29 protein-coding genes and 2 riboswitches are annotated in these 26526 nt (G+C 43.1%); of the genes, 9 read left to right on the top strand and 20 right to left on the bottom strand.

Going from position 1 to position 26526, the window contains the following annotated elements:
• Positions 1-12 precede the first annotated feature (12 nt).
• The 4 genes from M3197_RS00320 to M3197_RS00305 form a co-directional block, all read right to left on the bottom strand.
• Positions 13-1917, bottom strand: a complete 1905-nt coding sequence (locus tag M3197_RS00320; RefSeq protein ID WP_251658035.1) for a mechanosensitive ion channel — start codon at positions 1915-1917, stop codon at positions 13-15.
• 170 nt (positions 1918-2087) lie between these two features.
• The gene (locus M3197_RS00315; protein WP_251658034.1) at positions 2088-2354 is read right to left on the bottom strand and encodes a hypothetical protein; all 267 of its coding nucleotides are present in this window, start codon (positions 2352-2354) and stop codon (positions 2088-2090) included.
• 120 nt (positions 2355-2474) lie between these two features.
• Positions 2475-4697 carry a sensor histidine kinase gene (locus M3197_RS00310; protein ID WP_251658033.1) on the bottom strand — a complete coding sequence of 741 codons (2223 nt, stop codon included), beginning with the start codon at positions 4695-4697 and terminating at the stop codon, positions 2475-2477.
• 156 nt (positions 4698-4853) lie between these two features.
• Positions 4854-5543, bottom strand: a complete 690-nt coding sequence (locus tag M3197_RS00305; RefSeq protein WP_025783152.1) for a response regulator transcription factor — start codon at positions 5541-5543, stop codon at positions 4854-4856.
• Positions 5544-5687: 144 nt separating this feature from the next.
• Between M3197_RS00305 and M3197_RS00300 the strand changes: the two genes are divergently transcribed.
• Complete coding sequence (locus M3197_RS00300; RefSeq protein WP_285851000.1) at positions 5688-5861, top strand: hypothetical protein; 174 nt, start codon at positions 5688-5690, stop codon at positions 5859-5861.
• A gap of 42 nt (positions 5862-5903) precedes the next feature.
• Here the strand turns inward: M3197_RS00300 and M3197_RS00295 are convergent, their stop codons facing one another.
• From M3197_RS00295 to M3197_RS00270, 6 genes are all read right to left on the bottom strand, one after another.
• Positions 5904-6611, bottom strand: a complete 708-nt coding sequence (locus tag M3197_RS00295; protein ID WP_251658032.1) for a hypothetical protein — start codon at positions 6609-6611, stop codon at positions 5904-5906.
• Positions 6608-7363, bottom strand: a complete 756-nt coding sequence (locus M3197_RS00290) for a hypothetical protein (protein WP_251658031.1) — start codon at positions 7361-7363, stop codon at positions 6608-6610. The genes M3197_RS00295 and M3197_RS00290 overlap by 4 nt, the downstream gene beginning before the upstream one ends.
• On the bottom strand, positions 7347-8243 hold the full coding sequence (locus M3197_RS00285; protein WP_251658030.1) for an ATP-binding cassette domain-containing protein: 897 nt from the start codon (positions 8241-8243) through the stop codon (positions 7347-7349). The genes M3197_RS00290 and M3197_RS00285 overlap by 17 nt, the downstream gene beginning before the upstream one ends.
• Positions 8240-8614: a GntR family transcriptional regulator gene (locus M3197_RS00280; protein WP_349774099.1), complete on the bottom strand. Its 375-nt coding sequence runs from the start codon at positions 8612-8614 to the stop codon at positions 8240-8242. Before M3197_RS00280 ends, M3197_RS00285 begins: the two co-directional genes overlap by 4 nt.
• A 172-nt stretch (positions 8615-8786) precedes the next feature.
• Entirely contained in the window at positions 8787-9116 is a 330-nt protein-coding gene (locus tag M3197_RS00275; RefSeq protein ID WP_251658028.1) for a four-helix bundle copper-binding protein, read from the bottom strand.
• A gap of 267 nt (positions 9117-9383) precedes the next feature.
• The gene (locus tag M3197_RS00270; RefSeq protein WP_251658027.1) at positions 9384-9599 is read right to left on the bottom strand and encodes a KGG domain-containing protein; all 216 of its coding nucleotides are present in this window, start codon (positions 9597-9599) and stop codon (positions 9384-9386) included.
• A 325-nt stretch (positions 9600-9924) separates the two neighbouring features.
• A riboswitch (PreQ1 riboswitch) is annotated at positions 9925-9970 on the top strand.
• A gap of 9 nt (positions 9971-9979) precedes the next feature.
• On the opposite strand from M3197_RS00270, the gene M3197_RS00265 reads away from it, so the two are divergent.
• The 3 genes from M3197_RS00265 to M3197_RS00255 all read left to right on the top strand — a co-directional run bounded on the left by M3197_RS00265 (position 9980) and on the right by M3197_RS00255 (position 13156).
• A complete protein-coding gene (locus tag M3197_RS00265) occupies positions 9980-10465 on the top strand; it encodes a QueT transporter family protein (RefSeq protein ID WP_251658026.1) in 486 nt (161 codons plus the stop codon).
• A gap of 13 nt (positions 10466-10478) precedes the next feature.
• Positions 10479-10709 carry an excisionase family DNA-binding protein gene (locus tag M3197_RS00260; RefSeq protein ID WP_251658025.1) on the top strand — a complete coding sequence of 77 codons (231 nt, stop codon included), beginning with the start codon at positions 10479-10481 and terminating at the stop codon, positions 10707-10709.
• Positions 10710-11659: 950 nt separating this feature from the next.
• Positions 11660-13156: a BCCT family transporter gene (locus tag M3197_RS00255; RefSeq protein WP_251658024.1), complete on the top strand. Its 1497-nt coding sequence runs from the start codon at positions 11660-11662 to the stop codon at positions 13154-13156.
• A gap of 49 nt (positions 13157-13205) precedes the next feature.
• Here M3197_RS00255 and M3197_RS00250 read toward each other — a convergent pair whose 3' ends face one another.
• The 3 genes from M3197_RS00250 to M3197_RS00240 all read right to left on the bottom strand — a co-directional run bounded on the left by M3197_RS00250 (position 13206) and on the right by M3197_RS00240 (position 16399).
• Positions 13206-14495: an O-acetylhomoserine aminocarboxypropyltransferase/cysteine synthase family protein gene (locus M3197_RS00250; RefSeq protein ID WP_251658023.1), complete on the bottom strand. Its 1290-nt coding sequence runs from the start codon at positions 14493-14495 to the stop codon at positions 13206-13208.
• 114 nt (positions 14496-14609) lie between these two features.
• Positions 14610-14724, bottom strand: a riboswitch (SAM riboswitch).
• Positions 14725-15056: 332 nt separating this feature from the next.
• Positions 15057-15992, bottom strand: coding sequence for a hypothetical protein (locus M3197_RS00245; RefSeq protein ID WP_251658022.1), 936 nt, complete (start codon positions 15990-15992; stop codon positions 15057-15059).
• 140 nt (positions 15993-16132) lie between these two features.
• On the bottom strand, positions 16133-16399 hold the full coding sequence (locus M3197_RS00240) for a metal-sensitive transcriptional regulator (RefSeq protein WP_025785245.1): 267 nt from the start codon (positions 16397-16399) through the stop codon (positions 16133-16135).
• Positions 16400-16642: 243 nt separating this feature from the next.
• Between M3197_RS00240 and M3197_RS00235 the strand changes: the two genes are divergently transcribed.
• The 3 genes from M3197_RS00235 to M3197_RS00225 all read left to right on the top strand — a co-directional run bounded on the left by M3197_RS00235 (position 16643) and on the right by M3197_RS00225 (position 19198).
• Entirely contained in the window at positions 16643-16864 is a 222-nt protein-coding gene (locus tag M3197_RS00235; protein ID WP_225217776.1) for a DUF2187 family protein, read from the top strand.
• Between the two features lie 129 nt (positions 16865-16993).
• Positions 16994-18220 carry a peptidase T gene (gene pepT, locus M3197_RS00230; protein WP_251660018.1) on the top strand — a complete coding sequence of 409 codons (1227 nt, stop codon included), beginning with the start codon at positions 16994-16996 and terminating at the stop codon, positions 18218-18220.
• A gap of 12 nt (positions 18221-18232) precedes the next feature.
• Positions 18233-19198, top strand: coding sequence for a DMT family transporter (locus M3197_RS00225; protein WP_251658021.1), 966 nt, complete (start codon positions 18233-18235; stop codon positions 19196-19198).
• Positions 19199-19245: 47 nt separating this feature from the next.
• Here M3197_RS00225 and M3197_RS00220 read toward each other — a convergent pair whose 3' ends face one another.
• From M3197_RS00220 to M3197_RS00195, 6 genes are all read right to left on the bottom strand, one after another.
• A complete protein-coding gene (locus tag M3197_RS00220) occupies positions 19246-20337 on the bottom strand; it encodes an ABC transporter substrate-binding protein (protein ID WP_251660007.1) in 1092 nt (363 codons plus the stop codon).
• A 27-nt stretch (positions 20338-20364) separates the two neighbouring features.
• On the bottom strand, positions 20365-21138 hold the full coding sequence (locus tag M3197_RS00215; RefSeq protein ID WP_251658020.1) for an ABC transporter ATP-binding protein: 774 nt from the start codon (positions 21136-21138) through the stop codon (positions 20365-20367).
• A gap of 4 nt (positions 21139-21142) precedes the next feature.
• Positions 21143-21970, bottom strand: coding sequence for an ABC transporter permease (locus M3197_RS00210; RefSeq protein WP_432813961.1), 828 nt, complete (start codon positions 21968-21970; stop codon positions 21143-21145).
• Positions 21971-22059: 89 nt separating this feature from the next.
• Positions 22060-23139, bottom strand: coding sequence for an AI-2E family transporter (locus M3197_RS00205; protein WP_251658019.1), 1080 nt, complete (start codon positions 23137-23139; stop codon positions 22060-22062).
• Between the two features lie 128 nt (positions 23140-23267).
• Complete coding sequence (locus tag M3197_RS00200) at positions 23268-23951, bottom strand: DUF4956 domain-containing protein (protein WP_251658018.1); 684 nt, start codon at positions 23949-23951, stop codon at positions 23268-23270.
• Positions 23920-24729, bottom strand: coding sequence for a polyphosphate polymerase domain-containing protein (locus tag M3197_RS00195; protein ID WP_251658017.1), 810 nt, complete (start codon positions 24727-24729; stop codon positions 23920-23922). The genes M3197_RS00200 and M3197_RS00195 overlap by 32 nt, the downstream gene beginning before the upstream one ends.
• A gap of 176 nt (positions 24730-24905) precedes the next feature.
• Here M3197_RS00195 and M3197_RS17295 point away from each other — a divergent pair, with 176 nt between their 5' ends.
• Both M3197_RS17295 and M3197_RS00190 read left to right on the top strand, forming a co-directional pair.
• Positions 24906-25028 (top strand): hypothetical protein, encoded by a 123-nt coding sequence (locus M3197_RS17295; RefSeq protein WP_285850998.1) that lies wholly within the window; start codon positions 24906-24908, stop codon positions 25026-25028.
• Between the two features lie 106 nt (positions 25029-25134).
• A complete protein-coding gene (locus tag M3197_RS00190; RefSeq protein WP_285850997.1) occupies positions 25135-25950 on the top strand; it encodes a flagellin N-terminal helical domain-containing protein in 816 nt (271 codons plus the stop codon).
• A 35-nt stretch (positions 25951-25985) separates the two neighbouring features.
• Here M3197_RS00190 and M3197_RS00185 read toward each other — a convergent pair whose 3' ends face one another.
• A complete protein-coding gene (locus tag M3197_RS00185) occupies positions 25986-26393 on the bottom strand; it encodes a UCP033725 family protein (protein ID WP_251658016.1) in 408 nt (135 codons plus the stop codon).
• Positions 26394-26526: the final 133 nt, after the last annotated feature.

Raw genomic sequence — 26526 nt, 5'->3', positions numbered from 1 at the left:
TTCTCATTGGTATTAATGAGTTTGGTCATCTTTAGGCTTTTGGTTGTTCCACTGCTCGTGAGCTTCTTTGTTAAATCGGCTATGCGGATTGTGGTCACCATATGGATAATCTTCGCCTGGTTCCACTTCGTTATATCCCGTATCCACGTCATCATCTGTGAACGTAATTGGATCATTTCCTCCAAATTTCTCAGCTGGCGGTAGATCATTCACATCAGAATGCGCAGGACCTCTTAAACCAGCTTCCGGATCTCCAGGGATATTGTCTGAAGGAGGAACGGGAGGAGCTTGCTCAGTTGTTCGTTTTATCTGTTCCTTTTCTTGTTCCACCTGAGCTTTTGTAGCAGCCATTCCGTCTTTCGCCTGTTGCTTTGCTTGCTCCGCATCTTGTTTCATTTCCTCTTTTTGCTGCTCCCAACTTTCTTTGGACACATCTACATCTTGCAAACTAGATTCCATTTTAGACAAGTAACGGGATGCATGATCGCGTCCACCAAGTCCGAAAGCAAGACCGAATGCAAGTGCAACGCCACCCAAGATGAGGATGAACGCAGCGTTGATAATTGCCGGTGCAATACCAAGTTGACTAAGCGCCATGAAAAATGCAAACGCTAAGATAGCGTATTTCGCCACGTAGCGGAGAATGTGTGGATTCCCTTGCTTCGTTTGCATGACACTTCCGATGAATTTCTCTGCAAGGTTCGCAAGCCAGAACCCGACTGCAAGAATCAGTACAGCAGCAAGGACCATTGGCAAATAAGCGAAAATCGCAGTTGCCAGTGTCACCATGAACGCAAGTTGTACAATTTGAAGCGCTTCTACAACAAACAATAGAATGACTACAATTTGCACAATCGTTCCGATAACAGATGAAACCGTAAAACTGCCAGAACGGTTTGTTGACTTCACACCCATCTTATTCGATAGAGAGTCCACACCGAGATTTGCGAGTAACGTTTCCACAACGCCCTTCATCCACTTCGCCACAAACACACCAACGAGAATCAATACAATCGCTACGATAATTTTCGGTAACATGACCATGATGTCATTCAACATGGCAATAGCAGGCTGTGAAATCCCTTCCAAGTCTAGTACTTCAAGTGCTGAAATCGTAACCGGTATCAAAATTAAAACGAATACGATGGTTCCAATCACTTTTGAAATGCTCGTCCCTTTCACAGCAGACGACATGTTTAACTTACTTGCAATTTTGTCTGTTCCGATTGATTCGAGCAACTTCGTCACAATCATGCGAACAATTTTGGCAATAAGAATACCTACTACAAAGATAAGTGCCGCACCAACAAGCTTAGGGACAAATGCGACAAATCCAGTTAACAAGTTTTCAAATGGACCACTCACTCCACTTAATCCAAGCGCATTCAATACTGCGGGAATAAACAGAAGTAAAATCAAGTAGAACGCAACGTTTGCAGCCGTCGAAATCCAATGTGCTTTATCAACAGACTCTGCAGAACCGCCTACTTTAGAGACGTATTTGTGTACATTTACTTTGTGTCCCGCAGACAGGATCAGTTTTTTCACAAGAGTTGCAAGTACCCAAGCCAGTAGCAGGATCAAACCTGCTTTTAAAATCCCAAGTACCGCACCGCTAAGTCCTGCAAATACATTCAGGAATGGTGAAGTAATTGTGTTGAGGTTCATCATATTAAAGAAGATCAGAATGGTCAGTAGTAAAATACCGAAGAATACAATTTTACTGGCGATTCGATCGGCACTCCATTTTTGATGTTGCATATTTAATCTTTCATTCACGCGACCCTTCCTCATGGCTTTGACTACTGCACCTTCGGCAACTTTAGCAATAATAAAACCGATGATAAGTACAATAATGCCGAGCAGTAAATCTGGTAGCCAGCTAAAAAGGTTTGAATAATACGGGTCTCTAAACATTAAGATCCTCCATTCTAGTAAATAGTCTAGTCATCTATTCCTACAATTGGAGATTGGTAAACCTGCTAATTATGCAATTCTAAAATAGTGGTTACAGATTTATTCTAGAAGTAGCAAAGCTGTTTCACCTCTAAGCACAAAAAAACAGCTGACTGGATGCGTCAGCTGGCTTATGTGTTGCGTTTAGATTCGTTCCATTCCGCGTGGGCTTTTTCATTGTGAATACGCTCAGAGGACTTCGCTTCACTTTCCTTAAATATAGAAGGCGCATGCTCCCCGGTTTTGTCCCGTTCGTTCTCTAGAAACTCATGGGTGAAGTTTGAATCAGCTGGATCAGACAATGGTAACTCATTCGCAGGTCCTGCTGGTTTCCCCTTTTTCGGCACTTTTGGTTCCAAGTCTTCTTTGTTTGGATAGTTCCCATCTTTAATGGTCATTCCCATCACTCCCTCTATATTCGTTCAATTAACCGCTCTTGATATCCTTATACAGTTCCCTATACTCTAAAAGTTAAACGTAAAAAGACTGAAGGAACTTCCCCCCTCAGTCTCTTCCCGTCAAGCGAACGGCACACGAACCGTCACTTTAAACAAATCTCCATCTACGTCAATTGCCATCGTGCCGCCATGCATGTCAACAATCGATTGCGCAATCGCAAGTCCGAGACCAGAACCGTCCGTATGGCGCGATGCATCTCCACGTTTAAACCGTTCATACAATTCGTCCACGTTTTCATTCAGCTCATACGCTGTAATGTTTTTAATAATTAGTTCTGCCATATTACCGGCCTCACGCAACGTTACAAATACCCGAGTTCCCGGGAGCGAGTACTTCAATGCATTGCCAATCAGGTTATCAAGCATCCTCCACCAGCGTTGTCCATCGAGGACGGCGGGCATTGGTTCTTCAGGTACCGATATCCTAAAATCAAGTGGAATTTCAGCCATCTTTTCAGTATGCTCCCCAATTGCTTGTTGCACCAGTTGCGTGAGATCAACACGCTGTTTGTATAATTCCATCGTACCGCTCGACATTTTAGACACTTCGAACAAATCTTCAATTAGCGTTTTCAATCGTTGTGATTTTCGGTCCAATACATCCACGTATTCCGCGCGCTCTTCATCAGATAAATTTGGGTTTTTCAATAAATCCGTGTACGTGATGATTGAGGTGAGTGGCGTCCGTAAATCATGGCTGACATTGGTGATCAATTCGGTTTTCAAGCGCTCACTTTTCGCCTGGCTGCTAACTGATTGCTCCACTCCTTCACGAAGGTTATTCAAATTGACAGCGTGTTTAGCTAGTGGTGAACGACCCATCACTTTGATATCACTGTTTAGCCTTCCTGCTGCCATATCGTCCGTAGCCTTTAGGATTCTGCTCAAATAGCCCATGCGGCGCATGTAGATGAACAGAGCTGGAAAGCCTAGAAATAGCACACAAACTGCATATATCAGAAGGAGCATGGGTTCGAACATACCGAATATAAATCCAACTCCCGCAAGAAAGAAACCAAAAAGCAAAATGAAGGTCTGAATTGCTATGGACCGGTTTAAGAACACTTCTCTCACACTGGCCACAAGTTGCATGGTGTAACTGTTCTTAAAATCATTTTCCAATATACCCGGCTCCTGATAACGCGTGATGGCATTTCCGATTTGGAACGCAAGTAAAGCGATGACGATTGCACCTAGCGCGAAGATGAACACTGCATTCGGAATACTAAATGCATAGCCCCCGCTTGCCATGTTATTCAGTCTTCCAGATACGTCCCGTGAAAAATTCAAAAGACTTAACAATAGGATGAGAAAAATCCCAGCCTTCAAATCGATTCGAAGGGAATCATAACGTTTCGTAAATGGAAGATCGACAAACCAAGTCCATTTAAACTTGTAAACCGTGAAGAGCGCAATAAGTGCTCCGATACCTGCAATCCCTGACATAATGAGCATAATCTTGATTGATTTGTAGTCCTTCACTTCTTCATAGAGCACACCACCTTGATTAAATACAGAAGAAGGAACAGCGACCGTACCTTTATATAGCATAGAAGAAGGAGTAATTGCGTTTATATCCTCACTGGACAATGCAATACCTGCCACGTTATACAGTTCGTCTTTATACGTTGAGACTTCATAGTTGCCAACATATAAATCAGAATCCAAGCCTGCAACTTTTAAATATCCTGTGTTCTCAGTAAACATCCGTTCATATCCAAACGATCCGTTAACTTCCCCTTTCTTGTGGGGGTCTCCCCCTGCAACGGGAGTCAAATCATAAACAATCGGGATACCTAGAGCACTAGTTCTAGTTTTATAATCCTGTACCAATTGTGCCAATTGACGTTTTTTCCCACTCAAAATCTTCTCTTCCACATAGCTATCATCCTCAAAATTCTTTCGGATGTCTTCGATTAACCCATCTCGTTCATCCACGAGCGCCTGTTTGACTGTTGCCTTCGCTTCCGCTTCACGAATGCGATCTTCGTATTGCATCTGGATGTTATCAATTTGTTCTGCCAAGCTGCCGTAATACATCCTGTATTCTTCGATTTCAGCAGATGTGACGGACAGTTTCTTCTCGGCTGCTTCCAGATCTATCGGGTTCAGTACAGTTCGCCCGAGTTCGTCGTAAATATCTGTTAGATGATTTTGAAATTGTTGAGATTGAGGATAGCTTTTAAAAATTATTTCAGGTCCTCTGCTTGTTAGTGTTACGAGCCCACTGACCGCGACCGTAACTAGTAATGCCCATATCATTATCGGTGTGTAACGTTTCATCACACGGTGCCTCCTTTTATAATTTGGATGAAGTACGTTACCGTTCGGGTGGTTCGGGCGATACCGTCACTTGCAATGTCAGTAATATGCGGGAAGCAATAAACAATACTTCCGAACGCAATAACGATGGAAACAATAGACCAGAGAAGTGAAGTATTATTTCTCGATTTTGTACCCAACGCCCCACACCACCTTTACATATCTCGGATTTTTCGGATCTGCTTCTATCTTTTCACGGATTTTACGAATGTGCACAGCCACAATGTTTTCAGCATTATACGCTTCTTCGTTCCATACACGCTCATAGATTTCATTGATGGAAAAAACTCGTCCGGGATGTTTCATAAGCAACTCTGTTATCTTGAATTCGGTTGGCGTCAATTTGACTGGAGTGCCCTCGAGAGTAACCGTTTTTGCTTCTTCGTCCAACACCAATCCATCAATTTCTAGCGTCGTTCCACCATCATACGTACCGAGCTGGACGTAGCGTCGCAATTGTGATTTTACACGAGCCATCAGTTCCATCGGCTGGAACGGTTTTGAAACGTAATCATCCGCACCGACAGAAAGTCCATGGATTTTATCCGACTCTTCCACTTTTGCACTGAGCATAATGATTGGAACGTTTTGGGCTTCACGAATTTTGAAAGTCGCTGTTATGCCGTCCATATTGGGCATCATGATGTCGAGAATGAGTAAGTGCACTTCCTCGGTTTCAAGTAAATCCAGTGCTTCCCGTCCATCTGCTGCTTTTAGTACACGATACCCTTCGTTTTTCAAATAAATCTCTATGCCATCACGGATTTCTTTGTCGTCATCGGCCACTAAAATCGTCATTGCTGCCATGTCAGCACCTCTTTCTTGCTCGATAGTTTTATTGTAACAGGGACTTCTTAACATTTGAGAAGGGAAAGTATGAAGAAATTCTTAAGATGTGTTCGGGGATGATTCTTTTGAGGATGCACATACTTTTCAATGGAGGTGATTTCATTGGATAAAGAAGAGAAGCGTAAACAGAAAGCAAATCAGCTAGGCCGTGAAGAGTTCGGATACGGGATGGATTTAAGTCCCGATGATTTTGACGTGATTGGACAGAACGATGCAGCGAAGAAAAAGAAAAAAGCAGCGGGACAAGGAATGGAACAGAAGAAACCGAAACGGTGATTGATAATGCCCCCATTTTAAAAACGGGGGCATAATTGTTTGTTAATCGCGATGAACTTCTACATAGTACTCGGGGTCTAATTGAATATCCAGTTCAATGTCTTCCGGAATGATAAGATGAACAATACCGTAACTCATCTCGGAACCCCCATAAAGATTGCCAACCTGGTTACTTGTTAATTGACTAATGAATATAGAGTCTCGGTATGCAGAGATAACGAGTTCCTGCTTGGATTGAAATGGCATTACCACTTCTTGTCCTTTCCATACCGGCAAACTAACTTTTACATATTGGGACAAATCATAGCTCTTGCCCCCATTTCCACCATCTCCAATTGTCAAGCTTGGTTTATAAACACGCTCAGTCACGGTATTTCCATTCTCGAATGATCTTTCTATATAAAAGATAGTTTCGTATTCACGTTGTTCAGCCTTTATTGATAATTTGCCATCTACCTCATGGGTTCGTTCAGTAACCAACTGGTTTTCCGGGATAGATTTATCTGATAATATGGCTCTTCCTACATCCACCTTTTCTTGTGATGTTATCCGCGTGAGATTCAAACTTGTTGTCTGTTCTAAGATTTCTGTGACAATCAACGCAAAGAGCAAAAATGTTATATATCCAATTATTACTTTATAATGAGTCTTTCTCATAAAACGATTTTGCAACGCACGCTGAATCCCCCAGACAAATAAAAACAGCAAGATAACAGCAATTATCGGTAGGACTGATTCAATTGCTGTCATGACTGTTTCACCTCAATTCGGGAAGAAGGAAAGAAGCTAAGTATGCTCACTATTACCATTACTACACCTGTCTTTACTAAAAACAACCAAAAGGAGGATTCATTATAGAAAAAGTCAAAGAACGTAACTATATTACCCTCAATACCAAGATGGCCAAATACACTCGATTTAGTACTAAGTAACACCAATAGAACGATTGGGACAATCATCAAGCGATTCATTTGAACAAAAAGCATAAAAGTATAAACTACAACCATAATTAACAATGTGTATAAAATCATAACTACTATGCGTGAAAAGAAATCCAACGGCGCTGCAATTAATCCCCCCGTTTCAATTATGCTGTTTCCATCTTTCATGAACACCACTAATTTCATAACACTGCCCGACAAAACTGTGGTTACCCCAGCAATTATCGCTGCTAGGCCAAAGAAACAAAAATTCGCTAGGTTCTCTGTAACCGGAGATGACACATATGTAAAAGAAGCATTTCGCTGTCCAGGGGTCGTCAATATTACCCCAACTACTAGCGCCCATAACAGACTAGCTATCACAACCCCATCGTTAGTGATTAATTTCCACCTAAATTCAAACGTTGACATACTCAATCCTGTGTTTGCTCCGCCGATCATAAGTCCCCAAACAACAGCTTGCATTACAAATAAAACCGTAATTACTGCCGCATTGCTTCTCAACTTAAACAAAAACTGCTGTTTCACAACTTCACCCATCGTTCTATGCGTTAAAGACATCGTCAATCCCTCCTCTCAGCTGTTCCGTCAAGGCTAAGTATGCATCATTCAGTGAAACGGTCAAATTGGTAATGCCCTGTCGGTTGAGTTCTGCACGTTCTGCATCTGAAAAGTTATTTTCCACAATCCACTCTTCTAGCAGACCTCGCTTTGTTTTAGAGACAATGGTTTTACCTAATGTAACTCGTAACAATTGTTCAGATGATCCTCGTAGCGACAAGTATGCCTCTTGCAAGTCAGAAACCGATCCGTGATAGCGAATCCCCTTTCGATGGATTACAAGTAAGTCTTCCAGTACGTCTTTCATTTCATCGATATAGTGACTGGACAACAAAATGGTTCGCGGGAACGCAATGTAGTCTTTCAGTAAGGCGCGATAGAAGTCATTGCGCGCTGCTGTATCCATTCCTGTCGTGGGTTCATCGAAAATCGTGAGGGGACAACGCGCCGCAATCCCGACAATCGCGTTGAACGTACTTCGTTTTCCTTTAGATAAAAACCGATGCCGCGTGTTCAGCGGAATTGAAAAGTATTCCATAAGACGAACCGCAAGTTCTTCATTCCAATTTGCGTAAAACCGATTGAATTCATCGAGTAGTTCGTGCAGTTTCATCGAACCTGGATAACTCATTGCATCATCGATGTAGATAGAATTAGCAGAGACGAGGATGCTTCTGAATGGGCTTTCCTCGAACACACGCAATTCACCTTTTGTTACCTTCTGAAATCCTGCAATCATTTTAAGCAACGTCGTTTTTCCCGCACCATTTCTTCCTACGATACCTGTAATGACATTTTCTTCAATCTTGACAGTTAAATCGGTTAATGCAGCGATTCTAGAATAGTTTTTACTGACGTTTTTCATAGATATTACCGTCATGTCTGGTTCCCCTTCCGTTGCTTCCGTTCTTTTTCGATTATCTGGTCTAGTTCGTCAGTACCGATGTCGAGGAGACTCGCTTCGTTGAGTAAATCTTGAACTATCTTCAGAAGTGTTTGTTCTTTCCTTTTGGCGCGGAGTTTTTCTTGAGCATCGGGTGCGACAAACATTCCAAGCCCTCGTTTTTTGTAGACAAGTTCCGCTTCCAGCAAAATCGTCAGCCCCTTTCCCGCAGTGGCAGGATTGATGGTGAAGAGTTCCGCCAGCTGATATTGCGAATAGACTTTTTCATCTGCCTGCAATGTGCCATCGATGATTGCATTCTCTAGCCAATCGGCAATTTGTATATAAATTGGCTTTTCTCCATCCACGTCATGCAAAACCGTCACTCCCTTCATGTCAAATAGTACATTACTGTTGTAATGTACTATACATATTAATTCAGATAATTGCAACACAAAAAAAGCATGCCCGTCGAAAAATGGCATGCTCACTTGTTTTATTATATTTATGTTTGAGGAGTCCGACTTGTCCCGCTGTGAATTATGCTAACATCTTACGGCAAGCATCCGCACATTTCTTACATGCTTCAGCACAACGTTGACAATGATCGTGGTCATGCTTACCACACTCTTCTGCACAATGGTCACAAATGTAAGCACATAGCTGACAAATCTCTTTCGCAAATGGACTGTTACGTGTCATTGCTTGAACAGCGTATGCACAGATGTCTGCGCATTCCCGATCCAGTCTTATGCATTCTGCCATCATTTTTACATCATCTTCTTTTAGGCAAGCATCGAAGCAATTGTTACAGGCTTCTAGGCATTCCATACATGCTTTTAGACATTCTTGATAGTGTTGAGGCGTCATACGAATTCCTCCTTTAATGAGTTAGGCAGCCAGTCGCGGACATATGCTCCGTCTAGTGAGGATGGAAGTGATATGCACGAACTGTCTGCCCTTTAGGTCGTACTCTTTTTTATGTTCCCCTCCTGATTGAATGAAAACATCATCTATAGCTCTGCGAGAAAATTCTACAACTAGCAGATACATGTACACAAGCGAATCTTAACTTCACGATTCAGAGGGATAACAACAATTCCTAGAGAAAGACTTTACTCACCCTATTACTTGCTGTTAGCTTTTGTTACTCCTATGTTCAGCTCGAGCTACGCCACCCTTTTGTCCAATTTCTTCATAGAATTCCTTGCCATGAGTCTGAGCGGTTGCTTCTCCACCTTTTTTACCAATTTCTCGATAAAATTCTTTATCATGCTTCTTTGACGTCGCTTTCCCACCCATGCGTCCTGCTTCTTCTCTCGACATCTTTTCCTTACTCTCTTGGTTTGCCATCATCAGTCCTCCCAACGTAATAATTCTGTTCATAGTTATTGACTATATTCCCAGTTCTTCTTGGAACAAACTTGTTGAGCAAGAAAAACCACACTGTATCCTTAACAGTGTGGTGGACATTTATTATTTTGTGATATTTATCAGGAGGCTGAAGTAAGGGTTAGTTACCACTTTCCGTACTACTTGCATCCATTACGGCTTGAGATAAGCTCTGCTTTTTAACGCCGAAGAACCGATCTAATCCATATCCGACAATCCCTTTGCTAACAATCCCTATTGTCGACTGTACGCCCCCCTCAGAAAGTGCTAAACTGAATAGCGTTCAAATTACGTGGTTCGAAAATCCTCCCACGAAAAAAAACTAAGGAGCTTATAATGAAATGAAAACAAAAACACTCGCAGTAAGCGGCATAATTGGCGCACTTTACGTGGCCGTTATGATTGTCTTAGCCCCGTTCGGCTTTACGAACATTCAGTTCCGTCTAGCTGAAATCTTTAACCATCTGGTCGTCTTCAACAAAAAATATTTCGTAGGCATCGTCATCGGTGTCTTTGTGTCAAACTTACTATTATCCGAAGTCGGCCCAATTGACCTTCTATTTGGCGTTGGCCATACGATGATCTCGTTAAGCATCACGATTTTTCTTATAAAAAGGATCTCTAGTCCCGTGAAACGGATGATGGTCAATACCGCTGTCTTTACGACGACGATGTGCATCATCTCTTGGCAACTACATCTAGTGCTCGGATTCCCGTTCTGGGTCACTTGGGGATATCTTGCCATCAGTGAATTTATTGTCATGGCAATCGGAATTCCACTTATGCATACATTGAACAAACGAATATCACTCTCAAAATTGATTTGACGGAGGTTGAGGTATGTACCTGACGATTGAAGAGACAGCTGTCAAACTCGGGATGCCCGTTGAACAAGTACGACAATATGTATTGGACAAGCGAATTCGTTCCGTTCACGACGGTACACAGTTTTTGATCAATGAAGGACAATTTGGTCTTTACTTCGAACAATTAAAGCAACTTAAGCAACAAATTGAGGAGTGGCGCAGCGAACCCATACCACCAGATCGTGATATTAAAGATGAAGATTGAATAACTGGGGAGTGATCAACAATCTGATCACTCCCCGTTTTTTTGTGGGCATGTTTCGATAGGAATGTGCAATTTTAATAATTATAGGTATGAGGACGACGTGAATCAGTAGTTTTAGCGAAGAATCGGAGTTGTCGGGAGTGGAATCAGCAATGCGAGTGAATTAATCGGAAATGAGACACCATTCAAGTACGTTAAGGATTTTGTAGGGTGCGCTGTGCTTTGTTTTAGGGTTATTACTCGCCTGAGGAGATTTATGAGCACTTTCCATGCTTTATGATCACTTTCTTGAGTTTATGAGCATTTCTCATGCTTTATGAGCACTTTCCTGGGTTTATGAGCATTTCCCATGCTTTATGATCACTTTCTTGAGTTTATGAGCATTTCTCATGCTTTATGATCACTTTCTTGAGTTTATGAGCACTTTCCATGCTTTATGAGCACTTTCTTGAGTTTATGAGCACTTTCCATGCTTTATGATCACTTTCTTGAGTTTATGAGCATTTCCCATGCTTTATGATCACTTTCTTGAGTTTATGAGCATTTCCCATGCTTTATGATCACTTTCCCGGGTTTATGAGCGCTTTCCATGCTTTATGATCACTTCCCCGGGTTTATGAGCGTTTCCCATGCTTTATAATCACTTCCCCAAGTTTATGAGCGCTTTCCATGCTTTATGATCACTCTCCCAAGCTTATGAGCACTTTCCATGCTTTATGATTACTTCGCATGTTTTCTAATTCCCCTCACGTAACTTTGTAACTAATGTCCAACTTTATTTTGCGAAACGCTCGCTTTCAGGTTTACCTTCATTGAATACTGTAAATAATAGAAACAATCCATAAGCTTAGAACTCCCCTCGGGCGCGCTAGCTATACGGTTGCACTTCATCAAGATCAATAGTATAGTGGTAAACTGCTTGTGAAAACTATCGTCGCTAAGGGGGAACCATGAGAAAAATATCAAATGTCTTTTATTTAACAATTGGTCTAATCGTCTTAGCTGTTGGGTACGGTGTCATTGATCCTGAGCGTTTTGAAGCAGGAACTGAGATCGTGAAAAACTTCGTATCCACTACATTCGGTTGGTACTACATGTTATTAATGACGCTATTAGTTGGCGTCAGTATCTACTTAATCTTCAGCCCGTACGGAAAAATTCGTCTAGGGAAAGACACGGATCGTCCACAATTCTCCACAATTACCTGGGTTGCCATGCTGTTTTCAGCTGGGATGGGAATTGGACTCGTCTTCTATGGCGCAGCTGAACCACTTTCACATTTCGCTGTAAACCCTGCAACTGCAGAGCCTGGAACGAATGCAGCTTTCAAAGAATCCATGCGTCAAACTTTTCTTCATTACGGAATCCACATTTGGGCACTATACGGAATCGTTGCGCTGTGCTTAGCGTATTTCCAATTCCGTAAAGGGGAACCAGGATTAATTTCAGCAACACTGAAGCCGATTTTTGGCGACAAAATGAAAGGGCCATGGGGCACAATCATCGATGTCCTCGCAGTCTTCGCAACGTCATTCGGTGTGGCTACGTCTCTCGGCTTCGGCGCTGTTCAAATTAATGCCGGCCTGAACTATCTGTTTGGGTTTGAAATCGGCATAAGGTCCCAATTCATTATCATTTCAATCGTTACCGTTTTATTCATCATGTCTGCGTGGTCAGGGCTAAGTAAAGGTATACGATACTTATCGAATACCAATCTTGTACTTGCTCTCGCGTTACTTGGGTTCATGCTTATTTTAGGACCTACTTTGCTTATTATGAACATCTTTACAGATTCAGTCGGCGGTTATATCTCTCATTTCATCGACTTGAGTTTAAGTACCGCTCCCCTGAATGCTGGGAATCGGGAATGGCTAGACACTTGGACAATCTTCTACTGGGCTTGGTGGATTTCTTGGGCTCCATTCGTCAGTATGTTTATTGCGCGTGTGTCAAAAGGTCGTACAATTCGTGAATTCATGGTGGGCGTATTGCTTGCTCCAAGTATTCTCAGTTTCATCTGGTTCTCAGCTTTCGGGACGACTGCGATTGAGATCCAGAAATCCGGCGTTGCGGATCTTGCATCCGTTGATACGGAACTTGTTATTTTCCAGATGTTTAGCCAATTGCCTTGGGCTACACTTACATCTGCGTTTGCAATCTTACTGGTTACGTCGTTCTTCATCACATCGGCAGATTCAGCGACCTTTGTGCTTGGGATGCAGTCGACTTATGGCTCGTTAACCCCACCTAACAGCGTGAAAGTGATATGGGGATTAATTCAATCCGGAATTGCGGTTATTTTACTATCTGTCGGCGGTCTTTCCGCATTGCAGAATACGATAATTATTGCAGCCCTTCCCTTTTCATTCATCATCCTGTTCATGGTCTATTCACTCTTTAAAGAGCTAAAAAAGGACCTTAAAAAGAACAAACATCCTCGACATTAATAAACAAACACCCGAATCCAAATGAGGACTCGGGTGTTTTTTATGAAAATTATACGTTAACTGGAGCTGCCTTCTCAATCGCTTGTGCTAGATCTGCGATGATGTCGTCTGCTGATTCAAGTCCCACTGAGAGACGAATGAGTTCCTCAGTAACACCTGAATTCTTCAAGTCTTCACCAGAAAGCTGTTGGTGCGTTGTTGAAGCCGGATGGATGATTAGCGACTTTGCATCTCCGACATTCGCTACATGGGACCAAACAGCGATGTTGTCGATCACACGACGTCCTGCATCACGCCCGCCTTTAATTCCGAAAACAATAATGCACCCTGCTCCATTTTTCAAATACTTCTTGGCCTGTTCTGCAGTTGGATGCTCGTCGAGACCCGTGTACGTAACCCATTCAACTGATGGATGCTCATTTAAAAATTGTGCAACCTTTTGTGCGTTCTCTCCATGACGTTGGATTCGCAAATGAAGCGTCTCCAAGCCTTGTAGGAAGTTGAATGCACTGTCAGGGTCTAGACATGGACCGAAATCACGAAGTCCTTGGACACGGAGTTTTGTCGCAAATGCAGCGCTTGCCGTGTCGATACCGTAGCGTAATCCGTGATATGATTCGTCCGGCTCTGTGAAGGCGGGGAATCTACCTTGCGTCCAGTCGAACTTTCCTGCGTCCACTACTACTCCGCCTATTGTTGTTCCATGCCCGCCAATCCACTTTGTCGCGGAATGGATGACGACATCTGCGCCAAATTCAATCGGGTTGCATCCATATGGGGACGCAAATGTATTGTCGATTAAAAGTGGAACGCCATTTTCATGTGCAATTGATGCAACTTTTTCGATATCGAGCACTTGCAAGCTCGGGTTACCGATTGTTTCAGCAAACACACCTTTCGTTTTTTCCGTAATGGCACTACGGAAGTTTTCCGGATCAGTAGAGTCGACAAATTTTACAGTAATCCCGTACTTCGGCAACGTTGTGGCAAATAAGTTGTACGTTCCGCCGTAAAGGTTGGCTGCTGCAATGATTTCGTCACCAGCTTCTGCAATATTCAAGATAGAGAACGCGATTGCCGCCATACCAGAAGAGAGTGCAACAGCTGCAGTGCCTCCTTCGAGCAACGCAATGCGTTCTTCAAATACGGCGACTGTTGGATTCGTAATACGTGTGTAGATGTTGCCTGCTTCTTGCAGTGCGAAAAGATTTTTGGCGTGGTCTGTGTCACGAAATACGAATGATGTGGTCCTGTGGATAGGAAGAGCTCGTGATCCAGTTGTTGGATCGGGTTCTTGACCACCGTGCAGCAAAAGTGTTTCGGGTTGAAAATTTGTCATATACATAACCTCCGGAAATTAGATTGATGGAACTGCGCACACCGGACGGGTGATGGGGAAACTAAAAAGATCCCCTTCTACCTATAGAAGAGGATCTGCCATTGCTGGCACTTCCCCTTATCTTTCAGATCCATAATAGATCTGTAGGAAGTAGCACCTTTGCAAGCTGGTAAGCTTGCCGGTTGCCGGGCATCGCAGGGCCTAGTCCCTCCGCCGCTCTTGATAAGAGTTTGTGACTTATTCAGTTTTCCATCTTGGAACTGAGTATACGTGGTTGAAAAAAGAAAGTCAACAGTTAAATCTAAATTATTTGATAGTTTAACTGTTACAGATCAGACAGTGTTGATTTCCACTGCAGACAGGCGCTTTCCGCGGGCTCGATCTCAGCCGCTTCCTTCGCTTTGCTCAGTCCAGGGTCTTCGATCTTCGCTGTATCCGCAGGAGTCGCTGTCTTCCGCTTTAATCAACGGATTCTTATATGACAACTAACTACATGAAACAGGAAAGGAGAAGAAATAAAAAAACCACAAACCAGAGTCCTGGTTTGTGGGTAGGTATTGATTATTGAGCTGCGCCGTAGAAGATTTGGCCGCCTTTTAGGTTGATGATTTTAAGCATGTTTGTGCGTTTTACGTAGATGCTTTTGAATTGCTCGCGTCCTTTTGCATCTTTCAATAGAATTGTACGATTGTTGTAGTTATCAGATACAACTACCGGTGTGAGTGCACTTAGGTCAACTTGTGCTGCGAGTGTGTTGTATTCTGGTAGGCTACTGATTGCGCTTGCAGGTTGTTCTGGTTTCGCTTCAGGCTTTTGTTCTGGTTTCACTTCTGGAGCAGGTGTTGCTGTGTCTTCTTTTACGACTGTTTCAATGACAATGCCTTGGCCTTTTAGGTTGATGACTTTTAATAAGCCGGTTTTTTTTACGTAGACACTCTTGTATTGTCCCTGACCGTTCGCATCTTTCAATAAGATCGTACGATTGTTGTCGTTGTCTGATACGATGACCGGTGTCAAAGCAGTCAAGTCTATAGCTGAAGCCAATGTTTTGTATTCAGGGAGATTGCTAATAGTACTTCCTAGTTGCTCAGGCTTCACTTCTGGTTTTTGTGGTGCGTCAACCTTTACAGTCGTTTCAAGGACAACACCGCCACCTTTTAAGTTGATGACTTTCAAAAGTCCTGTCTTTTTCACGAAGACACTCTTGTACTGTGTGCGACCGTAGTTATCAGAGAAAAGAATTACCCGGTTGGACACGTTGTCTTCAGTAACACGTGTAGTGAAGCTAGTAGGGTCGATGACAGAAGCAACTGATGCATACTCTTCCAGACCTGTAATGTCTTGGTTAACTTGCTGACCGTAGTTCGAGTTGTGTTGTACGTGTGCGTATGAGCTTTGTGCATCTGCGCTTTGATTTGCATGTGTAAATGTCGCTGCGTTTGCACCTCCTGCGGAAATAAGTAATGCGCTTACTGCTGTGATTAATGTCTTTTTCATCTTGTTCCTCTCCTTTTCCTGTTGGGATACTTATATCATAACCCCACACTCTGAGAGGACTCTGAGATGATTATTAGGACTTGATGAGAGAACTGTAAGAAGGTTTTAATATTTCAGCACAAGAAAAAAAGAGCCTGCAGTTAGCGGCTCTTTACTAATAAGTCGACGGCTTCTTTTACGAGCATCTCCTTTGCTTGCGGATTATCCGAAAGCTCTTCGTTTTCCATACAGGCAATCAGATTCGTACTCACAATTAACCCGATGGTTCGATCAATTCCTGAGCGAGACGCAGACAACTGTGTAATGACGTCTTTGCATTCATCACCAGCCTCGATCATCCGTAGGACACCACGAATTTGACCCTCTATTCGTTTTAAACGATTGACTACTTTTGCATCGTATTCCATGATCTCGCCTCCTCTCTTAACTACGTCAATAATATACCCCTTCTGGTATAAGGTCAATCAATTCCACCTCTTTCGACAAGAAAAGCGCGAAATTGTTCGAATTATGCTATACTTATAGTAGTATTACAATTTTTAATGTTCCAAACCACTAGGCCAACCGCACAACACACTGTCTGTTTTTCTGAATGGCCATGGGTCTTCGCACTATGAAAGAGATTGAAACAGACTAGAGGAGGGATTCGTTTGGCTTTTCCGCGTAAGGAGCATCCTGTCTCAGATTTTATCGCAGCACGTAAAATTGGAGAAAAAATTTCGTTCACTCGTAATGATGTTTTTGTTATAGGGACAATCCACAAGATTTTAGAGAACTCCGTTATTGTAGAAATTTCTGAAGAGGACGCCGATCTGATTGGAGCAGCCTCCACGCTGACCGTTGTCGCTCACAAAAATTATACAGTCGAATAATCTAGAGAGCACCTACCTCAACCTCCGACAGACCACACCAGTTCTGTCGGTTTTGTCGTCTGTCCAATTATCAGATTTGTATGAGACGACTCACTAGTACATAGAATTGAAAGGGGATTTTTTAACGTGATGAAAGAACAACTATTGGAAAGATTCATCCGCTATGCAAAGATTGACACCGAATCTGATGAAAATAGTTCTACAACACCTTCATCTGCTAACCAGTGGGATTTGTTACATCTATTGAAGGAAGAGCTCACAACACTAGGTATGGAAGACATTACGCTCGATGAGAACGGCTACTTGTTTGCAACACTTCCTGCGAATACAGACAAAGAAATTCCTGTAATCGGCTTCTTAGCGCACGTTGATACATCACCTGATTTCACCGGTAAAAATGTAAATCCACAGCGTCATGACAACTATGACGGCAATGATCTGGTTTTGAATGAAGACACGGTTCTCTCTGTTAGCCGCTTCCCCGAGCTTCAAAACTATATCGGACAGACATTGATCACAACCGATGGCACGACACTACTTGGTGCTGATGATAAAGCCGGTATTGCGGAAATCATGACAGCGATGGCTTATTTCCAAGAGCATCCAGAAGTGAAGCATGGCAAGTTACGTGTTGCTTTCACACCTGATGAAGAAATTGGACGTGGTCCACACCAATTTGACGTGGATGCTTTTGGCGTCGACTTTGCGTATACAATGGACGGTGGTCCACTTGGTGAGTTGCAATATGAAAGTTTTAATGCAGCAGGGGCACGTGTTACATTTAGAGGAACGAACGTCCACCCAGGTACTGCAAAAGGGAAAATGGTGAACTCTATCTTACGTGCACAAGAATTCCAAGCAGCAATGCCTAGCTTAGAAATTCCTGAGCTAACGGATGGACGCGAAGGGTTCATTCACTTAATGGACATTCAAGGTTCTGTTGAAAAGACTGTGTTGGACTATATTATTCGTGATTTTGACAAGGAAACGTATGAAGCACGCAAGAAACTGTTTTTCGATACAGTTGCTCAGATGCAGTCGGATTATGGCGTAGACGCCATTGAACTTGAGTTGGAAGACCAGTACTTCAATATGGGCGAGAAGATTAAGCCGCATATGGAAATTGTCGATATCATTTCGGAAGCATTCAACAAATTAGGGATATCTCCAATAATTGAACCAATTCGTGGTGGTACTGACGGATCTCAGCTTTCCTATATGGGCATTCCAACTCCTAATATTTTTGCTGGAGGAGAAAACTTCCACGGCCGCTACGAGTTTGTTTCTGCGGAAACGATGGAAAAAGCGGCCCAAGTCATCATTGAAGCTGTAAAATTATACGAATCTCGCGCATAAGGAGGCGTTACCATGAAAGGAATTTGGCTTGGCGTACTCGCCGCTGTCTTTTTTGCGGTTACATTTGTACTAAACCGCTCAATGGAATTATCAGGAGGCAGCTGGATGTGGAGCGCGTCACTACGCTATTTCTTCATGGTTCCGTTTCTCTTTGCTATTGTAGGTGCGCGAAAGGGGCTCGGGGCGGTCAAACGTGAAATGACTGCCAAACCGGGGCCCTTTTTCGCATGGAGTTTTGTTGCGTTCGTGTTATTTTATGGTCCTTTAACCTTTTCAGCAGCATACGCTCCAGGCTGGCTGCTTGCAGGGACGTGGCAGTTAACCATTGTAGCGGGAGTTTTACTAGCTCCACTTTTTTTCCTAACTGTAGAAACGGCTGAAGGACAGCATCGTGTTAGACAACGGACCCCCCTACCCTCGCTTTTGATATCACTGGTTATACTGGCAGGAGTGGTCTTGATTCAAATCCCTCATGCACAGTCAGTATCTGGGAAAGCTCTCGCACTTGGAACATTACCTGTTCTAGTTGCGGCCTTTGCTTATCCACTTGGGAATCGCAAAATGATGGAGCTATTAGGGGGATCACTTGATACGTTTCAGCGGGTACTTGCGATGACACTGATGACGTTGCCCATTTGGATTGCACTTGCGATCTATGCTTGGGCAACGGTGGGACTCCCTTCTTGGAGCCAGCTCGGTCAGTCTTTTGTTGTCGGGGTGAGTTCAGGAGTCATTGCGACGACCCTATTTTTCATGGCAACCGATCTCGTTCAACATGATCAGGGACGGCTTGCTGCTGTTGAAGCGACACAGTCACTTGAACTCATATTTGCGATGGTAGGTGAAATGATACTCCTTAATCTGATGCTTCCCGGTCCAATATCATTGGTTGGTGTCGCCGTCATTATTATCGGCATGTCCCTACATAGTTGGCAAACGGCTGTCGCCGCAAAAAGTCAATTACGAGAAAACCCATAAAAATACTGCCCGAACGTCAGACAACCTGACGTTTCGGACAGTCACTTTTATTTCTTCGTTGCAGCCTCATATTCCCCAAGTAATTCAACTGCTTCTTCTGCAAGAGACGTATCAATCGCTTTGTTGAAATCGATATCTCCAATAATCGCTCCGTTCGCTTTATACATATCATATTGTTTTTGAATGTCGTCCACAAACATCTTGCCGTCAGGATCAAGACCCGTTACAGAGACTTTATCCCACAATTCCGCATCTTTCAGAGCTGTATGCTTCACCATGATGTCGATGATCGCATCCTCGTCTACCTCTTCGAAAAACGCGTCATTATAATCCCGAACTCCTTTTAAATAGGCAGCCATGAAGCGGATAGACAATTCTTCATCCTCCATGAACTGTGGCGATGCGAGTACCATTGCAATCTGGGATTCTGGAGCATAGTCCGTGGCGTCTCCGAAACGTACGTGGAATCCTTTGTCAATCCCCTGTGCGATTAATGGCTCTATATTGAGAGCAGCATCGATTGTTCCAGAGTCAATCGCACCGAGCATTGCACCGAAATCTGCGATGTGGACGTACTCTACATCCTCCTCTGTAAGACCGGCATGCTTCAACATTTCCTCGTAAATGTATCCGTCAATTGAATTGCGTGATGAGACCGCAATTTTTTTACCTTTAAAATCTGGATAGTCTTTGATGACATCTTTCATGTGATTGCCAATGACGAAAGAAAAATACGATTCGCCAGGCATGTTGTGGCCTTTATCGGCAATGATCCTCACGTCAATTCCTTGGGCGATTGCATTGAAGAAGGAAGCAGTAGAAACCCCGCCAGCAATCGAGACTTCCCCAGCAGCAAGTGCTGGAAGCATGTCATCACTATTTGCAAAATCGGTGAATTCCACGTCAATGTTGTAGTCATCGAAATATCCACGTTCTTTCGCAATATAAAATCCAGCTCCGGACGCTGCCCCGTCTTCTGCGATGACGACTTTCGTCCGTTTTTCGAGCGGTGTGAGCTGACCTGTTTCAGCTCCATCGCTCGGCTTTGCGACAGGCGTAGGCTTCACTGGTTCTTTCTCCGCACATCCACCAAGGACAACGGCAACCCCTAATACAACTGCTAGCCAACCAACTTTCATCCGCTGTTTCACACGCTTCCCCTTTCGTCATGTCCTCGATTTTTGCACTTCTTTTTGTAGATGCTGCCAGATGTCGACAAACTGTGCTGCCAGTTCTGGATCTTTTCGAATTTCTTCGATTTTACGTGGACGGGGTCTGTCAATCCGAACTTCCTGGATGATTTGCCCCGGTTGTGCGCTCATGAGTAAAATTCGATCACTTAGCATAAGTGCTTCGTCAATACTGTGAGTGATGAACAGCACCGTTTTTTTCGTTTCTGACCAAATACTCAATAATTCTTCTTGAAGGATAAACTTATTTTGTTCATCTAAAGCAGCAAATGGTTCATCCATCAACAAGATTTCCGGATCATTTGCAAACGCACGCGCAATACTGACGCGTTGCTTCATGCCTCCCGACAATTCACTTGGATACAAACTCGCAAATTGGGTGAGACCGGTCTTCTCCAAATAGTAAGCAGTTTGCTTTGCAATGAGGTCTTTCGGAGCTTTTCGCATTGCAAGACCGAACGCGACGTTGTCTTGAACCGTCATCCAAGGTAATATCCCTTTTTCTTGAAATACCATAGACTGCAACGGGCGTTTCGACTGTTCAGCATTAATCTTATAATTCCCTGCGCTATGTTTCTCCAGTCCTGCTAAAATTCGGAGTAATGTGGTTTTACCACAACCACTCGGACCGACCAGACAGACAAACTCACCATCTTCGATTGTGAGAGAAATATTTTGCAGCGCTGTCACACTTCCCGTTTTCTTCACGAACACTTTCGTCAAATCGTCAATTTCAATTTTAGGGGGCATCTGTTCACCTCCATGGCAGCAATTTTTTCTGAAGACCCCTCAACAGCAACGAGAACAAATAACCAAAGAACGAAATCATGATCAACCCAACAAACATATTTTGGAGTAAAAATGCTTTGTAAGACGTCCAAATCAGATAGCCGATACCCGAAGTTGCACCCATCATTTCCGCAGCCACTATTGTTAATAGCGCAATCGCCTGCCCCATCTGAATGCCTTCTAGCATAACCGGAAGCGCGCCAGGGAGTGCGATTTTGAAAAAGAATTGAGACTTACTTGCACCATAGTTATTTGCGACATCTAAGTAAATTTTGTCGATGTTCAGAACTCCCGCAGCGGTATTGATAACAACAGGGAAAAATACACTACCTGCGATTGTGATGACTTTCGACAAATCCCCAATCCCGAATAGAATAATGATAATCGGGAGTAATGCGAGTGTCGGAATCGGCATGAGCGCCATCACGAGCGGCGAAACAAAGTGCCGGATTGGTGTGAATAGCCCCATCATCAGACCGATAATGATTCCAGGAATCACTCCTGCGAGAAATCCTAGCGCAATGCGATACAGAGAGACACCTACATGTTCTGCAATTGCTCCGCTTACTAACAGTTCCCAGAACGTTTGCACAATTGCGGTCGGGGGTGGGAAGAAACGGATATCCATGACACCGGTTCGCGATAGGACTTCCCACAGCACAAGTAAAAAGACTGGAGAGACAATTGTAAGCAGTTGTTGCAGTCGTGCTTTCGTTTGCTGACGTTTCCATTCGGCTCGTTCTACACGCACAGGATCTTGCACAATTTTACCTGATTGAGTCACTTTCACCACCTCACCACAATCTATGCATCGGCCTACTAGGCTGGGTGGGCAATTATATAAAAAACCTCCGCTTTCCAGTAAAGGAGGCGGAGGCTTTTCTAAACCGTTTTCGTGGCGGTCTTCTTAATATCTTGTCGTGCTTCATAAATATTTGTGACAATTACTTTAGCTACCCCATATACAGGCACAGCTACAATAATTCCAACAAATCCTGCGATATTACCGGCTGCAAGTAGCAGCGTGATGACGGTAAGCGGGTGAATATCGAGAGATTTCCCCATTACGTTCGGAGTAATGAAGTTACTGTCCACTTGGTTGGCGATTAACGTGATGACAGCAACCCAAATAACCAATTTCGGATCTTGTGTAAATGCGATGAGAATCGCAGGCATTACAGCAATCCATGGTCCGATGAACGGAACCAAATTCATGAATAACGTAAAAATCGCAATGAGCAGCGCATATTGCAGACCGATAATCCAATAACCGATTAATATGATCGTCGCAAGAATCGCACTGATTAAAAATTGACCTTGAATGTAGCTACGTAACACATGATCAATATCATGAATGGTTTTCTTAACCCACTCACGACGCTTCCCACTAAAAAATTTATAGATTTTAGGGGCAAGCTTCTCATGATCTTTCAACATAAAGACGAAGAAGAAAGGTACAAGCACAAGCAAGACAATCGCTTGGATGAAGGATTGGATAAACGTAACAATCCACCCCCCAAATTTCAGCGCATACGACTGTATTTTATCTGCCGCACTGTTGAGAGATTGTTCAAGTTTTGGAGGTAAGTCTTTCTTCTGCTCGAGCGCCACGTCTGTTAAATGGGTCAGTTCCTTAGCGATTTTGGGTCCATTGTCTACCAAGGTGTTCACCTGGCTCGCGACAGGTGGACCGACAACTGCAGAGAACGCATACACCCCGCCTATTAAGATGACGAAAATGATAAGAATACTTCCCCATCTCGGCACTTTCCGCTTTTCAAGAAAACGCTGAATCGGTTCGGTCATGTAATACAATACACCACCTAGAACGAGCGGGAGGATGATGGCTTTGGCAATAATACCAATCGGCGCAAAGATGTAATTGATTTCTAAAAAGAATTTAATAATCAATAACGCGAGTAATATGGCAACGCCTGATTGAAACCACAGTTTCTTCGTCAAGACACAGCCTCCTTTCCCATATCTATATTGTTTAGTTGTTATTAGTATACGAGTTTCCATGCCTGGTGTCTAACGCAGAAAACATCAAAAAGAGGTCATTCCTATGTAATGGGATGACCTCTTTTTTGTTAGTCGCGCATTTCCAAGTAAGAAAGAGAGACTTTTAAGTTGGCATTGCGTTCTCGAATTGCATCAAGGAGTACTTGGTCTTTCGTGTCAACCTTGCTCCGAATAGCGAATGTATATAAAATCATCGTGCCGAGATTCGTTGTTTCGACTTGCCGAAGCTGATAAAAGTCTGTTTTTTCATCCAAAATGTCATCCAACAAGCTCTCATGGTTCAAGTTTTCAGGTACAGTTACTTTCAATAGCTGTGTATCTTTTCCTTTGCCGTAATCGACTTTGTACAATAAGTAGAAGATCAGACTTGCAAACAGGGTTAACACAATTGCGAGTGGGAACTGGAACAAGCCAGCTGTCATCCCAACACATAGACCGAAGAAAATGTATGAAATGTCTTTCGCATTTGTGACAGCACTTCTGAAACGAATAAGGGAGAATACAGCGAACAACCCAAATGCAACTCCTGCATTGTCACTCACTACGTTCATCACAACAGATACAACAACACTCATCATAATAATTGTATGAACAAACGCTTGTGAATAGCGTTCTCCCGTAAAGGTAATTTGATACACTTTCGTAATGACTAAACTAAGAACAAATGCTAATGCCATTGCCACCAAACTCATCCAAATTGTTGGTGCTCCTTGTAAACCATTAGATGTAAACAAGCTCGTGATCTGATCCATCTTCCATTCCTCCAATTGTTGGTTGTTCTAATTCTTTCGGCTCCGTATACCCTGTTTGCGGCAAAACTTCACCTTCTAATAACTCCGTACTCGTACAGAACTTCGATGCACTACGTTGCTCACAGTTCAAGTCCTGTAAGATACGCGTAAGCCAAAGTGGCACCGCATGATCCACTTTCACCTCTAGCACAACAAGATCCGAGTCGATAAAGTGATTTCCATATGGCCCGTTCTCGATATGTAAGTCCTCTTTCCGGCATTTCAAATCAAAATCAAACGTTATGCGAAGTTCAGGATCTGTCACCCCATGCAATGCGTGACGGCTATAACTGACGACCATTTCTGGTTTCAAGTTATAATATTTTCGAAAATAGTCAATTTCCTTCATAACTTGACGATTGGAGGTATTAATATCTGACATATCTTCTTTGACATCACCTTCTAGGTAGCGATAAGCTTCTCCCAATGGCAACAGCATCCGACGTTTGTTAACTACTTTGTTATGTTTCTGCTTCACTTCAAAAAAAGCAGTGCTATTCAAATCCGCTTCGTCATACACACGTAACCGTAGTTTTTGACGATACTTTAATTTATTTTTGGTTTCAAAATAAATCGATTTGTCCGGACTGTCAAAGTATAGACTAGTTACGGAATATCTTCCTTCCGTACCATTTTTATCATTCCGCATTTTAGGACCAATACGTTCTACCAATTCTTCATATTGATGGCGCGTGATTAAATACTTCTGTTCTTTTCTGCTAAAGATCTCGATCGCCATAACAGTCCCTCCTCTTCAATTGTTTTCTCTTTGTAAAGACGACTTTACAAGATTGAAATGTGAACTCTCTGAAGGAATCATTAGAAAATGATGAGAATGTAACTTTTTTGTATACTATCGTTGATTGTGGGTAGGTTATAGAAGAATCGAATGTATTTGAGGAGGTGTGTTTCATTATGAAAAAGACGGCACTGGTGGCTCTCGGTCTTGGAGTAGCGTACTTAATGCGCAACGAAGACTCCCGGAATAAGATGATGAAGCAACTTGACTCATTCGCAGGAAGCAGTTCTTCGAAATAAGCTCTGCTCTAGATTCGATATAGGCAGCTGGGGGATATCCCTGGCTGCTTTTTGCATTAACAATTCAGATTATTTACCGATATTAGGTAAAAGGGGGGTAATTTCTTTGCTCGGTCAATGGCAATCGACAGGACTCATGGTCATTCGGAACATGAATGCCCAGCATTCTCTTGCGGCTGTGTCCATGCGCCGTCTTTCCACGGGTTTACGTATCAATAGTGCGGCAGATGATCCTGCGGGTCTAGCCATTTCAGAAAAAATGCGGGGTCAAATAAGAGGGTTGGCTATGGCTCAGCGCAACATTCAGGATGGGATTTCGCTTATTCAAACAGCCGAAGGAGCTCTGGACGAGACTCATTCCATGTTGCAACGCATGCGTGAGTTGAGTGTTCAAGCATCTAATGGCACTTTGTCGGATGCAGACCGCAAAATGCTAGACGAAGAGTTCCAGCAGCTTAAGCAGGAAATCCAACGCACGTCTAAAGACACTGAATTCAACACAAAACCACTACTAGATGGGTCTCAGACAGATTTAAAAATCCAAGTAGGGGCGAACGCGGGACAAACAATTTCTGTTGGCATTAACTCAATGAGTTCGACTTCTCTAGGACTTAAAGACGTTTCGATTGCGACGCAAGAAGATGCAGAAAAAGCAATTGAATTATTGGATAAGGCCGTTCAAACTGTATCATCCGAACGCGGAAAGCTCGGTGCAATCAGCAACCGATTAGAACATGCGTATAACAACGCGGTGACAATGGAAGAAAATTTGACCAGTGCTGAATCTCGCATTCGCGATGCCGATATTGCAAAAGAGATGATGGCACTGACAAAGGCAAACTTACTTGCGCAAGTGGGACAATATGTATTGTCTCTGCATATGCAGCAAGCTCAATCCGTGTTGCAGTTGCTGAAACAGTAACCCCCGTCCGCCTGGAAAAAGGCGTGACGGGGTTTTTAGACGAAACGATTTTCAAAACCAAGAATCGGAATGCGGTCTTCTTCTACTGTAATGCTATGAAGTGGCAGTTCAATCATATACTCATCGCTTCCGTATGGATGTACCTTTAATTTTTTTAAGGTAAATGCGTTGTTCGTCACCAGTTTAACCATTGACGTTTGTGGATCGATTCCTTCAATCGCAAATCGATGTCCGTCCAGTATTGCATAAGGTACGATTTCATAAGCGTCATCCAGCTCATTCACATCTACCGCTCTAAGCAGTGAAGCCGTCGGGCCCCCCATTTGTGTAAAACCATTTTGTAGTTCACTAGAGTCTGTGGTTGATAAGTAGATTTGCTTGTTTCTAGAACTGATCTCGTATTCCTTCTCGTTCCAACGGGCGAATCTTCCTCTGCGAATCATCTCATCACCTCCGAAGAGTTCGTAACAATACATATCTCTTAGTATACAAAGTATTATAAGTTTTCAATAGATATGGATTGTCCTATTTCGCTTTAAGAGTGAAGGAGCATTCTCCTACGACTCCGTTAGTAGG

This window comes from Sporosarcina aquimarina, from assembly GCF_023715615.1.
In the GTDB taxonomy this organism is placed as follows: Bacteria; Bacillota; Bacilli; order Bacillales_A; family Planococcaceae; genus Sporosarcina; species Sporosarcina aquimarina_A.
This window is presented reverse-complemented; position numbering and strand designations above follow the sequence as displayed.